This window comes from Roseomonas sp. E05, from assembly GCF_030063475.1.
In the GTDB taxonomy this organism is placed as follows: domain Bacteria; phylum Pseudomonadota; class Alphaproteobacteria; order Acetobacterales; family Acetobacteraceae; genus Pseudoroseomonas.
This window is the reverse complement of record NZ_JASIRT010000004.1, coordinates 33,335-46,983: the sequence shown is the minus strand read 5'-3', so window position 1 is coordinate 46,983 and position 13,649 is coordinate 33,335. Positions and strand designations below refer to the sequence as shown.

The window sequence follows — 13,649 nt, the reverse complement described above, 5'->3', positions numbered from 1 at the left end:
CGCCGGAGGGCATGGTCCTTCGGCGGCTGCCGGCGCCGGGCCTGCGGCTTCCCGGATTTTCCATGGCCGCTGCGCGCCTGGCAGAGCCCCAACGGATGGCAGGGTCCGGGGTGACACTGTCACCCCGGCAGGGGTCCAGGGGGCGGCGCCCCCTGGCCGCGTTCAGGCCAGCAGCCCGCAGACTTCGGACAGCAGCGCCTTATCGCCCACTGCGGCCACCTGCCCCGCCGCACCCAGCCGCAGCGGCTCCCCCGCCCAATCGGTCATGGCGCCACCGGCAGCCTCGATCACCGGCACCAGCGCCGCCCAGTCCCAGGGCTTGAGGTCGGATTCGACCACCACATCCACCAGCCCGAGCGCCAGCAGCCCATAGGCGTAGCAATCGCCCCCCCAGGTCACGCGGCGCGCGGCGGCGCGCAGCTTCGCGAAGCGCGGCGCCTCCTCGGGGGAGAACATCTCGTGGCTGGTGCAGGACAGCTCCGCCTCGGCCAGGCGGGCGCAGGCGCGGGTGCGCGGCGTGCCGCCCATCGGCCCACGGAAACGCAGCGGCTCCCCTTCCACCCCGACCCAGCGCTCACCCGTGGCGGGCTGGTCGATCACGCCGAGCACCGGGCGCCCCCGATGCAGCAGGCCGATCAGGCTGCCGAAGAGCGGCCGCCCGGTGACGAAGGCGCGGGTGCCGTCGATCGGGTCCACCACCCAGACGTACTCGGCCTCAGCCCGCTCGGCGCCATACTCCTCGCCGATCACGCCGTGATCGGGGAAGCGCTCGGCCAGCAGGGTGCGGATGGTGCGTTCGGCGGCGCGGTCAGCCTCGGTGACGGGGCTGGCATCGCCCTTCGCCTCGACCAGCAGCGCGGAACGAAAAAGGGGGCGGATCACCGCCCCCGCCGCATCGGCGGCCGCCTCGGCCGCCTCCAGCAGCGCCTGCCGCATCAGGGCAGCGGCAGCGGGTTGTCGGACAGCGTGCGCAGATAGGCGATCACATCCGCCCGCTGGTTCACGCTGCGCAGCCCGGCGAAGGCCATGCGGGTGCCGCGGATCGCGCGGGCGGGGCTGGCCAGGAAGTGGTTCAGCGCCTCGTAGTCCCACTGCTTGTCGGACAGGCCCTGCATGGCCGGCGAGTAGTTGAAGCCCTCCAGATGGGCATGGTGGTTGCCGACCACGCCATAGAGGTTCGGACCCACCTTGTTCGCCCCGCCCTGCTCGAAGGTGTGGCAGGCGCTGCAGATGCGGGCGGCGATCTGCTTGCCGTCCTCGATGTTGGCGGCGGCCAGCAGCGGCGCCACCGGCTCGATCTGCGGCTCGCTGGCGGCAGGGGTCGCGGCGGTCTCGCCGACGCCTTCGATGGTGATCGCGGTCTTTTCCAGCCTCTTCGGATGGACGACCGTTTCGCCGATGAGGCCCGCAACCATGAAGGCGATGCCGGCCGTGAGCACAGCCGCGAACGCCTTATTGACCTCCAAGCTCATGCTGCCGATCCATCCCCCGCTGATCTGGCCGCGCACGATTTGCGTGCTGTCCGGGCCTCGACTAGAAGCGCCCGGACCATAGTGGGGAAGTACGGGCGCATCAACCCGTTGCCCCACCGCGGCGGGGGCCATCGTGCCGGAGGCGGCACTATTCCTGCTGCGCGCCAGAGTGTGGGGATCAGTGGACGGATGCGCCGGCAGGTTGCGCGAATCGGCGCCCACCCTCCGGCAGGGGACGGAGCAGGGAATACGATGAGCGGTGTGATCGCCTTCCAGGGGATGCCCGGGGCCTATTCCGACCTTGCCTGCCGCAGCGCCTATCCCGGCTGGACCACCCTGCCCTGCCCGAGCTTCGAGGCCGCCATGGCCGCCGTGCGCGAGGGTCGCGCCGAGCTGGCCATGCTGCCCTGCGAGAACTCCCTGGCCGGCCGGGTGCCCGATATCCACCGCATGCTGCCCGATTCCGGCCTCTTCGTGGTGGGTGAGCACTACCAGCGCGTCGAGCACTGCCTGCTGGCCCACAAGGGCGCCACGCTGGAGGGGCTGAAGCGCGCCCACAGCCATCCCGTCGCGCTCGGCCAGGTGCTGAACCTGCTGCGCGAGCGCAGGCTGGAGCCGGTGATCGAGGCCGATACCGCCGGCGCCGCCAAGCTGCTGGCCGAGCACCCGAGTCTGGAGGACGCCGCCATCGCCTCCTCGCTGGCGGGCGAGATCTACGGGCTGGAGGTCCTGCTGCGGAACGTCGAGGACGCGGCCCACAACACCACCCGCTTCTATGTCATGTCGCGGGAGCCGAGCTATCCGCCGCTCGATGCGCCCGACACCGTCACCACCTTCGTCTTCCGCGTCCGCAACATTCCGGCGGCGCTCTACAAGGCGCTCGGCGGCTTCGCCACCAACGGCGTGAACATGACCAAGCTGGAGAGCTACATGCTTGATGGCGAGTTCACCGCCACCCAGTTCCTCTGCGACGTGGATGGCCACCCCGAGCACCCGGCGCTGAAGCGGGCGCTCAGCGAGCTGGCCTATTTCTCGCGCGAGATGCGCGTCCTCGGTGCCTATCCGGCGCATCCCTACCGGCTCGGCCAGGCGGCCCAGGCGGACTGAAAAGGCGCCGGGGGAACTCTTCCCCCCCCCTCTTCTACTGGAGCAGATGCCGGAGCTTGTCCGGGTTGCGCTGGATGTAGATCGCGGCGATGGACTCCCCTTCGGGTTGCAGGGCGGTGGCCTGCAACCCCGCATCCGGCTCGCGGGTGATGAAGCCCGGCAGGCCGTCGATCATCCCGACATGCAGGGGCGGCGCGGTGGTGAAGACGCCCTTGCGCGCCAGCCCGGCGAAGAAGGCGATGATGCGCTCCGGCCCGAGGATGGGGTTCAGCGCCGCGCGGCGCCGGCCGCCACCGTCGGTCACCGCCACCGCCTCGGCCGCCAGCATCTGCCGCAGCGCGGAGGCATCCCCGCTGCGCGAGGCGGCGAAGAAGGCCTCGGCCAGCCGCAGCCCCGCCTCCGGCGCCACCGGGAAGCGCGGCCGCGCCGCCTGGAGCTGCCTGCGGGCGCGGCTGGCAAGCTGCCGGCAGGCGGCCTCCTCGCGCTCCAGGCTCCGCGCGACCTCGGCGAAGTCCAGCCCGAACACGTCGTGCAGCAGGAAGGCGGCGCGCTCGGCGGGAGAGAGCCGCTCCAGCACCAGCATCATCGTGAGCGTCAGCTCGTCCGCCACGGATGGCCCCACGGGCGCGAAGGGATCCACCAGCGGCTCCGGCAGCCAGGGGCCGACATAGGTCTCGCGCTGCCGCCGGGCCGAGCGCAGCGCGTCCAGGCAGAGCCGCGTCGCGATGCGGATCAGGAAGGCCTCCGGATCGCGGAGGTCCTCCTTGCCGGCCCCCTGCCAGCGCAGCCAGGTCTCCTGCACCACGTCCTCCGCCTCGGCGACCGAGCCGAGCATCCGGTAGGCGAGGCGCAGCAGGCGCGGCCGCAGCCCGACAAAGGCGGCCAGTTCAGGCGGCATGCGCCGCCGCCGTCTCGGGCACCGGATGGACATAGCGGAAGCCGATCGCCAGCCGGTTCCAGCTGTTGATGGTGCCGATCATCAGCGTCAGCACCACCTGCTCCTGCGGCGAGAAGTGTCCGGACAGGACGGCATAGTCCGCATCCGGCGCGTGTGTCTCGGCGACGCGGGTCAGCGCCTCGGTCCAGGTCAGGGCGGCGCGCTCGCGCGGCGTGTAGAGCGGCGACTCGCGCCAGGCATCCAGCAGGTAGAGCCGCTGCTCGCTCTCGCCATCGGCGCGCGCCTCGGCAGTGTGCATGTGCAGGCAGAAGGCGCAGCCGTTGATCTGCGAGGCGCGGGTCTTCACCAGATGGACCAGCGAGGGCTCCAGGCCGCCCTTCTGCAAGGCGCCTTCCAGCGCCAGCATCGGGCGCAGCATCTCCGGGGCGACTTGATGGGGGTTGAGGCGAGGGGTCATGGCTTCATGCTCCTGTGGACATCGACGCTCCCAGGACGCGCCAGCCCGGCGCGGTGTGACATCCGGCGGCGAAAAATCCGCGCCTCCGATGGCAGGGCCGGGCGGGGGCAGCTTGGCGCGCCACCCCGCAGCACATTACCGTTCCTTCAGGAGAGGAGCACACGATGGCCACGCCCTTCATCTGCACCGCCTGCGGAACCCAGTTCCCGCCCGCCGACCAGCCGCCCCCCTGCTGCCCGATCTGCCAGGACGAGCGCCAGTACGTGCCCGAGTCGGGCCAGGGCTGGACCACGCTGGAGCGGCTGGCCCAGAGCCGCAAGGCGTTGCTGAAGGAGGAGCACGGCCTGCTCGGCATCGGCTGCGCGCCGGATTTCGCCATCGGCCAGCGCGCCCTGCTGCTGCCCACGCCCCCCGGCAACATCCTGTGGGACTGCATCGCCTTCCTGGATTCCACCCTGCTGCGGATCATCCAGGCGCTGGGCGGCCTCGCCGGCATCGCCATCTCCCATCCGCACTACTACACCACCATGCTGGAATGGAGCCGCGCCTTCGGCGGCATCCCCATCCACCTGCACGCCGCCGACCGCGAATGGGTCATGCGCCCGGGGCCGGAGATCGCCTTCTGGGATGGCGAGACGAAATCCATCGCGCCGGGCGTGACGCTGATCCGCCTCGGCGGCCACTTCACCGGCGGCACCGTGCTGCACGCCGCCCAGGCGGAGGGGCGTGGCGCCCTCCTCTCGGGGGATATCCTCCAGGTGGTGCCGGACCGCCGCCATGTCGGCCTGATGCGCAGCTACCCCAACCTCATCCCCCTCGGTGCGGCCGCGGTGCGGCGGATGGGTGAGGCCATCGAGGCCTGGGACTTCGATGCGGTCTACGGCGCCTTCTGGGGGCGCGTCATTCCGCAGGGCGGGCGGCAGGCGGTGACCGAATCCGTCGGCCGCCACATCGCCCATCTGCACCGCGACCGGCCTTGAGCGGAGGGCCGGCGCGCATTCGGGCGGCAACCCCGCGGAGACTGTGCCGGAGGCCTTCGCGGCACGGCCGGCCCGGAGAGGGGGCCGCCTTCACTTCACCTGCCCGGCGATCACCGACAGGGCGGCGGCGCTGATCGAGATCTGCCCCAGCGTCTGCGTCAGGTCGCGCACGAAGCCCCAGGTCTCGTAGGGCGAGGGGTCCTGCGGCACGACGACGAGGCTGCCGGGCGGGATCGGCGGCCCGCCCGCCTGCCAGGCGCCCAGCCCGGCCGGCACGCTCTGCCCGTTGGGCAGCACCACGAAGGCGCGCGAGCCATCGGCGAAGCGCTGCTGCCCGCCCGAGGCGCGCACGTAGTCATTCGCCTTCCAGCCGGTGGAGAACTGCAGGCTGCCCGGGTTCAGCACCGCGCCGACCACCGTCACCTCGTTGGGCCGCTTGGGAATGACGATCAGGTCGCCCGGCTCCAGCAGCACGTCCAGCTCCGGCCGGGCCGCGAGGATGACCGGGTTGGCCTCCACCACCATGCGCCCGGCGGCGCGGGCGTCGCGCAGGGCGCTGGCCAGCTCGCGCCCGGCGGTGATCGCGCCGCCCAGATCCATGCTGCCGGCGCGGCTGCCCGCCACCGCCTGCCCCGCCGCCACCTGGATCAGGCTTTGCTCCAGCTCGCGCGCGGTGCGGGCGAAGCCTTCCTGCTGCCGCTGCCGCACGCTCTCGCGGGTGAACACCGCGCCGTAAGGATAGGCCTGCGGCGAGAGCCCGCCGGCCCGCGCGATCAATTCGGAAAGCCGCTCGCCGCGGCGGATGTCGTAGATGCCCGGGCGCAGGAATTCCCCGGCCAGCGTCACCGGCCCGGCGTCGCGGTCGCCGAAGCCGCGCGGGATGCGGATGCCGTCGCGCGGCGAGAGCCGGATGGCGGCGAAGTTGCGGCTGCGCAGGTCGAGCAGCGTGCGGGAGAGCGGGATCGCCCCCGCCTGCTCCAGCGGCTCGCGCGACAGCTCGACGGCGGAGAGGTCGGCGGTGTCGGTCACGCCGCCGGCGGCGGCCAGCACCTGGTCCAGCCCGGTGTCGTTCAGGATCGGGTAGAGGCCCGGCAGCCGCGCCTCGCCGGAGATCAGCACGGACTGGTCGAGCAGGAAGGGCAGCAGCGCCGGGTAGTCCACGAAGACCTGCGGACAGGGCGGCGCGCCGAGATCGGGGAAGCCGGCGCCGCGCACATGGGCGAAGCGCACCGGCGAGGAGCGGGCGGCGATCGCCAGCGCCTGCAGCGCGGCGCAGTCCGCCGGGGCGGCGGGCGCGGCGCCGGCCGCCGCCGGCGTGGCCAGCGGCGCGCCCGCCGTTGCCTCGCCGCGCAGCGCGCGCTGCACCGGCGGACTGCCCAGCCACAGCACGTCGGCCTGGGAGAGCAGGATGACCTCGTCGTCCTCGCGCAGCGGCAGGTCGGCGCGGCCCTGCATCACCCGCCCGAAGTCGAAGGCCTCGAAGCGGCGCACCCGGGTCGCCGCGTCCACCCGCCACACCACCCCGAGCCGCACATAAGGGTCGGGCCGCACGATGCGCGGGTCGGCCAGCAGGCTGCGCAGCCCCGCACCGCGCGCCGGGCGCAGCAGCGGCGCCACCACATGCCCGGCCAGCCGCACCTGCCCCGCCACCACGTCGGCGCCCGGCTGCACCACCACCGCGTCGCCGCGCCGCAGCCGTGCGCCAGGGCCGATTTCCGAAAGGCTGCGCCGCCCCTGGGCATCGGTGCCGTGCAGCAGGAAGCGGTTGCCGGCCGGGCGCAGCGCCTCGCCGGCCAGCCGCAGCAGGGTGTCGAGCGGGGCGGTCGGTGCGCGGGCGGGCAGTTCATAGATGCCGGGGCGGGTCACGTCGCCGGCCACCGCCACCGTGGCGCCGAGCGGCGGCACCACGACGCGCTCGCCCTCGCGCAGCATCAGGTCCGGCTGGCCCGGCTCGCTGCCGATCACCGAATAGAGGTCGATGACGCGGGAGCCGCGCGGCCCCTCGACGCGGATCGCCCGCAGCGAGCCGGTCTTCTTGACGCCTCCGGCCAGGGTCAGGGCATCCAGCACCGAACCCAGCGCCGGCAGCGCCTGCAGCCCCGGCCGCACCACCTCGCCGGCGATGAAGACGCCGATCTGCCGCAGCTGCCCGATCGAGACGAAGGCCTCCGAGCCGCCCAGCTCGCGCGCCACGCGATCCTGGATGTCGGCGCGCAGCTCGCCCAGGGTCCGGCCGGCGGCGATGAAGGGCGGCAGGTCAGGCAGCAGCAGCGTGCCGTCGCGGGTGACGCGCAGCGTGTGGTTCTGCCGGGTGCGGCCGCGGATGCCGATCAGCACCTCGTCGTCCCGCCCGATGATATAGCTGTCGGGCAGGCTGCCCACGGCGGTGGGCGGCGCCGGCATGGCCGCCATCTCGCGGAAGGTGTCGTAGCCGAACTGGCGCAGCGGCATGTCCAGCCGGCCGGCGAAGAAGGCCTCCGCCTGCGAGAGCGGCTCGGCGAGCACGGGCACCGGGGCCGGCGCCGCAGGGCGCGCGGAGGCCGGCGGCGGGAAGGCGGGCGCCCCGGAAGGAGCCGGCGCGACCGGGGCCGGAGCGGCGCCGCCGGAGGCGTCGAGGATGCGCTGCAGGATGTCCTGCTGCACGGCCGGCGGCAGGACGGGCATCGGCAGGCCGCCCGGCAGCGTGGAGGGCAGGGAGGGTGGCGAAAGCAGCGGGCTGGGCACCTGCCCGCCCGGTGGGCCAGGCTGCGCCAGGGCCGGAAGGATCTGCACCGCGAGGAGCGATCCGGCTCCCAGTGCCAGTCCCGCATGACGAAAGGCCATGGACCGCAACAACCGGGAAGCGAGGAGGAGGGGGTCAAGCACGGCCCGGCACCACCTTCAACGGGAGCATGGCGTTCTGCCTGCTCGCAAAAGTATTAGTTTTGCTATAACAGTTTCGTGATGTCTATCCAAGCGCGCAAAGCCGCTCTGGCAAGAACGATGCTGCTGGCCGACGTGGCCTGGCGCCTCGGCCCTCGCGCGCTGACCCTCTATGGCTGGCACCGGGCGCAGCGCCTCGCCGGCCTGCCGCAGCGCCGCCTGCGGGAAGGCGCCTGGCCGGCCGCCCAGCCCGGCGTCCTGGGGCCGGCCCCCCTCCCTCCCGCGCCCGCCCTGCCGTCCAGTGCGCGGGAGAGGGTGCGCGCCGCCCTGGATGCCCTGCCCCCCGCCGCCTGGCATGGCCCCTTCGCGGCGGAGGCGGACGCCCTCGGGCTGGACCTGTTTCGCCCCGGCGACGTGCGCCCGGTCTGGGAGGCCAACCGCCTCGCCTGGCTGCCGCTGCTGGTGCAGGCGGGGCGTCTCTGGCCGGAGGAAGGCCATCACGCCGCGGCGGAAGCGCGGCTGGCCGCCTGGTGTGCGGCCAACCCGCCCTATCGCGGCCCCAACTGGGCCTGCGGCCAGGAGGCGGCGCTGCGGGCGCTGCACCTGGCGCTGGCGCTGCTGCTGGCAGGGCGGGAGCGGGCGCCACCGGCGGCCGCCCGCGCCTTCCTGCAGGTGCATGCCCGCCGCATCGCCGCCACGGGCGCCTATGCCCGCGCGCAGGACAACAACCACAGCATCAGCGAGCCGGCCGGGCTTCTGGCCTGCGGCTGGCTGCTGGAGGATGCCGCCCTGGCCCGCCATGCCGCCGCCGATCTGGCTGCCGCGCTGCGCCGGCTGGTGGCACCGGATGGCGGCTTCGCGCAGGTCTCCACCGGCTATCACCGGCTGCTGCTGGACACGCTCGCCGTGGTGGAGCTGCTGCGCCGCCGCCTCGGGCGCCCGCCCCTGCCCGCCCCCTTCGCCGACCGCGCGGCGGCGGCGGCGCGGTGGCTGGCCCGGCTGGTGGCGGCGGATGGCGCCCTGCCGGCGCTCGGCCACCAGGATGGCTCCGCCTTCGCCGACCTCGCCCTCGGCGGCCCCGCCGATGCGCGCGGCAGCGCCGAGCGGGCGATGCGCCTCTTCACCGGGAGCTCTGCGGGCTTCCCGGGCGAGCCGGGCTGCCGATGGCTGGACCTGCCCGAGTCGCGCCCCTTCCCGCGGCCTGCCGCCTGGACCGCCAGCGGCACGCGCGGCTGGGAGGCGGCGGAGGCGCGCGCCCTGCTGCGCACCGGCCCGCTGCGCTTCCGCCCAGGCCAGGCGGACCTGCTGCATCTCGACCTCTGGGATGGCACGCATCCGGTGCTGGCCGATGCCGGCACCGGCGCCTACAACCCGCCCGCCGGGGAGCGCTGGTGGCTCGACTACTTCCCCGCCGCCCGCGCCCACAACACCATCCTGTTCGACGAGCGGGAGCCGATGCCGCGCCTCTCCCGCTTCCTGCTGGCCCGCTGGCCCCGCCTCGCCGCCCGGCCCCATGGTGCCGCCCTGCGCGACGCCCATGGCAACCGGCACGCGCGCGACGTGCGGCCGGAGGGCCGTTGCTGGACCATCGCCGACGAGGTCGCCGGCCCCTTCCGCAGCCTGGCGCTGCGCTGGCGGCTCGGGCCCGGCGAGTGGCGCCTGCTGGCGGACGGGGCGGAGGGCCCGGCCCGGCTGCGCCTGGGGGGCGATGCGCCGCTGCGGCTCTCGCTGGAGGAGGGCTGGGAGAGCCCCGCCTATGGCGTGGTGCGGCCCTGTCGCGTGCTGGTGGCCCGCGCCGCCGCGCCCGTCTCCCGCATCGTCACGCAGGTGCTGCTGCCGTGAGGGCCGGCATCCCGCCGCGAGGAAGGCCGCCATGCCGCTCGACCAGCTGCTGAGAGGCGTCGCGGCGCTCTGGCGCTGGCTGCTGCTGGCCACCCTGCTGGTGCTCGGCGCCGGCGGCACGGTGATCCTGTCCCTGCCGCGCGCCTATGTGGCGGAGCTGGTGGTGGCGCCGGCCGAGACCACCGGCATCGCCGCCTCCAGCCTGATCTCGGCCGCCGCCCTGGCGCCCGGCAGCCTGCTGGACACCCGGCCGGGCGGCAACTACGCGGTCTATCTCTCGGCGCTGCGCAGCCCGGAGGCGGCCGCCATGCTGGCGCGCGACACCAGCCTGCTGGCCGACCTCGCCACCTGGAAGGCGGGCAGCCCGCTGGCCCCGTTGCGCCGGCTGCTCGGCCTCGGCCGCCCGCCCGATGCCGACGACGCCCAGCGCTGGCTGGAGCGCAACCTCGCGGTGACGCAGTCGCTCGCCTCGGTCACCTGGACGCTGGAACTGGCGCATCCCCGCCGCGAGGCGGCGCTGGACGCCCTGGCCCGGCTGCACGCCTTCGCCGAGGGGCGGGTGCGGGAGGATCTCCTGGCCCTGACCCGCCGCCGCATCGCCGCGCTCGACGCTCGGCTGGCGCAGGAGCGCGACATCTATCTGCGCACGCCGCTGTTCGAGCTGCTGGCGCAGCATCAGCGGGTGGCGCTGGTGCTCTCGGCCGACCAGGCCGTGGCGGCGCGGCTGGTCTCCGGCCCCAATGTGGAGCTGCACCCCTCCCTGCCCAACCGGCCGCTGCTGCTGGCGATGCTCGCCGTGGCGGCGCCCCTGGCCTGCCTGTTTCTCGGCGCCTGCTGGGTGCTGCTGCGCGGCGGAGCGCGCCGCCGGTGAGCTGGCGGGCGTTGCGCATCGACAGTGCCGCGCTCGGCGCGCTGGCCGGGCTCGCGGCGGCAGGGCTGCACTTCGCCGGCGCGCTGAAATCCACGCCGCTCGGCGCCGCGCTGCCGCTCGACCTGACGCTGCTCGCCGGCGCCCTGCTGCTGCCGCTGCTGGCCCTGCTGCTGCTGACGCGCCGCTGGTGGCTGCACGGCCTGCTCGCACCCCCGCTGGCCGGGGCGGCGCTGCTCTGGCTCTGGCTGGTGCTGGCCGGCGCCTGGAGCCGCAGCAGCGTGATCCTGGCCGCCAAGCTGCCCGAGCTGGTGCTGCTGGGGCCGCTGATGCTGCTGGGCGGCCTCGCCGTGGGCGCCGATGCGGCGGCGCGGCGGCTCTTCGTCGGCGCCACGCTGGCGGCCGGGCCGCTGGTCGCCGTCTCCGTGGCGGTGGGGCTGGCCACCGGGCGGGTGGTGCTGGGCGGCGCGGTGGGCGCCAACCCGGACCTGCTGCGGGTGCAGTACCAGCTCGCCGGCCTCGCCATCGCCTGTGCCGCCGGGCTCGGCGCCGTGCGGCTGGTCGAGTCGCCGGGCTGGAAGGGGCGCCTGTTCTGGGCCTCCTACACCCTTGCCCTGGCGGCGGCGGCGCTGCTGCCGGGTGGCCGGATGGGGCTGATCTCGCTGGCGCTCTCGGTCCTGCTGACGCCGGCGCTGCGCTGCTGGTCCGCCGGCTGCCCGCGCGCGGCGCTGCGCTGGGCCGGCGGGGCGGCGCTGGCCGGCCTTGCCGGTCTGGGCCTGCTGCTCCTCCAGGCGCAGGCGCTGGACGGGCTGCGCACGCTGGAGCGCTTCACCGAGGGCGGGCTGGAAGCCTCGGCCCGCCCGGCGCTGTGGCGCGCCGCGCTGGACTGGGGCGCCGCCACCCTGCCCTGGGGCCTGGGCACCGGGGGCTTCACCCTCGCCGCCGGCTATGGCGAGCGGCGCGGCCTCTACCCGCACAACCACCTGCTGGAGGCCTGGGCCGAGGGCGGATTGCCTGGATTGCTGCTCTGGATGCTCTGCTTCGGCGGCGCGGCGGCGCTGCTGCTGCTGCGCGCGCGCCACGCGGCGCCGGAGCGGGTGGCGCGGATCGCCGCCCTGGTGCTGCCGGTGGGGCTGGCGGCGATGGTTTCGACCGACCTCGGCAACCGGATGGTCTGGTTCGCCCTGGGTCTGGCGCTTTCGGTGGGAGTGGTGGCGCGCCGTGCCTGAACAGGGACCTTACGAACGATGGGGCAAGCGTTGCCTCGATATCCTGGGCGCCGGCCTCGGCCTGCTGCTGCTCTCGCCCCTGCTGCTCGGCACGGCGCTGGCGGTGCGGCTGGCGCTGGGGCGGCCGGTGCTGTTCCGGCAGGAGCGCGCGGGGCGGGACGGAGCGCCCTTCATCCTGCTGAAGTTCCGCTCGATGCGGGAGGGGCCGGGCGATGACGCTGCGCGGCTGACGCCCTTCGGCCGCCGCCTGCGCGCCACCGCGCTGGACGAGCTGCCGCAGCTGGTCAACGTGCTGCGCGGCGAGATGAGCCTGGTCGGCCCCCGGCCGCTGCCCACCGCCTATACCGCGCGCTACACGGCGCGGCAGCGGCAGCGGCTGCGTGTCCGCCCGGGCTTGGCGGGGGTGGCGCAGGCCGCCGGCCGCAATGCCCTGCCCTGGGAGGAGCGACTGGAGCTGGACGCACGCTACGCCGCGCGGGTCACGCTGGGCGCCGACCTGGCCGCGATGCTCGGCACGCTGGCGATTCTGCTGCGGGGAAAGGGCGTTCACGCCCCGGGCTGCGCCACCATGCCGCGTTTCGATGTCGCCTCGCCCGCCGACTCCGAGAGGGCGTCAACGAGCTTTTAACACCATAGGTTGTTTTCTGTCTTGAAACAGAACGTCGAACCTGTTTGGCTGTCTGCTATCACAAAAATGTGAGTGGACCCATGGCTGCGATCCACCTCCGGGCAGAAGACGATGCCCCCTCCCGTCCGCAGGGGGTTCTCTTTTTTCCAAGCCGCGGCATGCCTGCCCGCATGCCGCGGACCCGCCTGCACCTGTCGCCCCCCAGCCTGGTCGGCGGTGAGCTCGCAGTCCTCAGTCGCACCCTCACGGACGGCTGGATCGCTCCGGCGGGGCCGGTGCCCGAATCCTTCGAGCAGGCGATCGGCGAGGCGACCGAATTCACGCATGTCGCCGCGGTCGCTTCCGGCACGGCGGCCCTGCATCTCGGCTACCGCGTGCTCGGCGTGGAGCGGGGGGACGAGGTCTGGACCCAGAGCCTGACCTTCGTCGCCACCATTGCCCCCGCCGTGCAGATGGGCGCCAGGCCGCGCTTCCTCGACGTCGCGGCGGAAAGCTGGACGATGGACCCGAACCTGCTGGAGAGCGCCCTGCAGCGTGCGGCGCAGCGCGGCAAGCTGCCGCGCGCCGTGGTGCCGGTGGACCTCTACGGCCAGCCCTGCGACCTGGACGCCATCCTCACCCTCTGCGGCCGCTGGGGCGTGCCGGTGCTGTGCGACAGCGCCGAGGCGATGGGCGCCCGCTACCGCGAGCGCCCGGTGGGCAAGGGTGCCGCGCTCGCCGCCTTCTCCTTCAACGGCAACAAGATCATCACCGCCGGCGGCGGCGGCGCCCTCGCCTCCGACGACCCTGCGCTGATCGCCCGCGCCCGCCATCTCGCCAGCCAGGCGAAGGAGGTGGCGCCGCACTACCAGCATGAGACGACGGGCTATTCCTATGGCCTCTCCTCGGTGCTGGCAGCAGTCGGGCTGGCGCAGATCGGCGCGCTGGAGGCCCGCGTGACCGAGCGCCGGCAGGTCTTCGAACGCTATGTGGAGGGGCTCGGCAACCTGCCCGGGATCGGCTTCATGCCGGAGCCGGCCTGGGCCCGCGCCACCCGCTGGCTCTCCGTCATCCTGATCGACCCGAAGGCCTTCGGCAGCACGCGCGAGGCGGTCCGCCGCGCGCTGGACGCCGCCAGCATCGAGAGCCGCCCGGTCTGGAAGCCGCTGCACATGCAGCCGGCCTTCCGTGGCGCCCGCTATGACGGCGGCGGGCTCTCCGGCCAGTTCTTCGAGCACGGCCTCTGCCTGCCCAGCGGCGCCATGACCGCCGAGGAGCAGGAGCGGGTCATCACCGTCATCCGCGGCTGCTGCAAGGGATAGGCCCG

The 13,649-nt window shown here is 74.2% G+C and carries 12 protein-coding genes; 7 read left to right on the top strand and 5 right to left on the bottom strand.

All coding sequences use genetic code 11. The features are described 5' to 3' along the window. Nucleotides 1-162: 162 nt before the first annotated feature. Nucleotides 163-936: a histidinol-phosphatase gene (gene hisN, locus QMO56_RS06085; RefSeq protein ID WP_283524162.1), complete on the bottom strand. Its 774-nt coding sequence runs from the start codon at nt 934-936 to the stop codon at nt 163-165. Beyond that, complete coding sequence (locus QMO56_RS06080) at nt 936-1,472, bottom strand: cytochrome c family protein (protein ID WP_283524160.1); 537 nt, start codon at nt 1,470-1,472, stop codon at nt 936-938. The genes hisN and QMO56_RS06080 overlap by 1 nt, the downstream gene beginning before the upstream one ends. A 252-nt stretch (nt 1,473-1,724) precedes the next feature. Here QMO56_RS06080 and QMO56_RS06075 point away from each other — a divergent pair, with 252 nt between their 5' ends. Further along, nucleotides 1,725-2,579, top strand: a complete 855-nt coding sequence (locus tag QMO56_RS06075; protein WP_283524158.1) for a prephenate dehydratase — start codon at nt 1,725-1,727, stop codon at nt 2,577-2,579. A gap of 34 nt (nt 2,580-2,613) precedes the next feature. Here the strand turns inward: QMO56_RS06075 and QMO56_RS06070 are convergent, their stop codons facing one another. Both QMO56_RS06070 and QMO56_RS06065 read right to left on the bottom strand, forming a co-directional pair. Further along, nucleotides 2,614-3,477: a sigma-70 family RNA polymerase sigma factor gene (locus QMO56_RS06070; RefSeq protein WP_283524157.1), complete on the bottom strand. Its 864-nt coding sequence runs from the start codon at nt 3,475-3,477 to the stop codon at nt 2,614-2,616. After that, nucleotides 3,467-3,934, bottom strand: a complete 468-nt coding sequence (locus tag QMO56_RS06065; protein ID WP_283524156.1) for a carboxymuconolactone decarboxylase family protein — start codon at nt 3,932-3,934, stop codon at nt 3,467-3,469. The genes QMO56_RS06070 and QMO56_RS06065 overlap by 11 nt, the downstream gene beginning before the upstream one ends. A gap of 164 nt (nt 3,935-4,098) precedes the next feature. On the opposite strand from QMO56_RS06065, the gene QMO56_RS06060 reads away from it, so the two are divergent. After that, nucleotides 4,099-4,914: an MBL fold metallo-hydrolase gene (locus QMO56_RS06060; RefSeq protein WP_283524154.1), complete on the top strand. Its 816-nt coding sequence runs from the start codon at nt 4,099-4,101 to the stop codon at nt 4,912-4,914. Nucleotides 4,915-5,004: 90 nt separating this feature from the next. Here QMO56_RS06060 and QMO56_RS06055 read toward each other — a convergent pair whose 3' ends face one another. Continuing rightward, nucleotides 5,005-7,686 (bottom strand): SLBB domain-containing protein, encoded by a 2,682-nt coding sequence (locus QMO56_RS06055; protein ID WP_283524153.1) that lies wholly within the window; start codon nt 7,684-7,686, stop codon nt 5,005-5,007. A 210-nt stretch (nt 7,687-7,896) separates the two neighbouring features. On the opposite strand from QMO56_RS06055, the gene QMO56_RS06050 reads away from it, so the two are divergent. The 5 genes from QMO56_RS06050 to QMO56_RS06030 all read left to right on the top strand — a co-directional run bounded on the left by QMO56_RS06050 (nt 7,897) and on the right by QMO56_RS06030 (nt 13,644). Then, nucleotides 7,897-9,618 carry a heparinase II/III family protein gene (locus tag QMO56_RS06050; protein WP_283524152.1) on the top strand — a complete coding sequence of 574 codons (1,722 nt, stop codon included), beginning with the start codon at nt 7,897-7,899 and terminating at the stop codon, nt 9,616-9,618. 31 nt (nt 9,619-9,649) lie between these two features. Continuing rightward, a complete protein-coding gene (locus QMO56_RS06045) occupies nt 9,650-10,489 on the top strand; it encodes a hypothetical protein (RefSeq protein ID WP_283524151.1) in 840 nt (279 codons plus the stop codon). After that, on the top strand, nt 10,486-11,715 hold the full coding sequence (locus QMO56_RS06040) for an O-antigen ligase family protein (protein ID WP_283524149.1): 1,230 nt from the start codon (nt 10,486-10,488) through the stop codon (nt 11,713-11,715). Before QMO56_RS06045 ends, QMO56_RS06040 begins: the two co-directional genes overlap by 4 nt. Continuing rightward, nucleotides 11,708-12,343 (top strand): sugar transferase, encoded by a 636-nt coding sequence (locus QMO56_RS06035; RefSeq protein WP_283524147.1) that lies wholly within the window; start codon nt 11,708-11,710, stop codon nt 12,341-12,343. Before QMO56_RS06040 ends, QMO56_RS06035 begins: the two co-directional genes overlap by 8 nt. A 170-nt stretch (nt 12,344-12,513) precedes the next feature. Then, the gene (locus QMO56_RS06030) at nt 12,514-13,644 is read left to right on the top strand and encodes a DegT/DnrJ/EryC1/StrS aminotransferase family protein (protein ID WP_283524145.1); all 1,131 of its coding nucleotides are present in this window, start codon (nt 12,514-12,516) and stop codon (nt 13,642-13,644) included. The last annotated feature ends 5 nt before the right edge of the window (nt 13,645-13,649 follow it).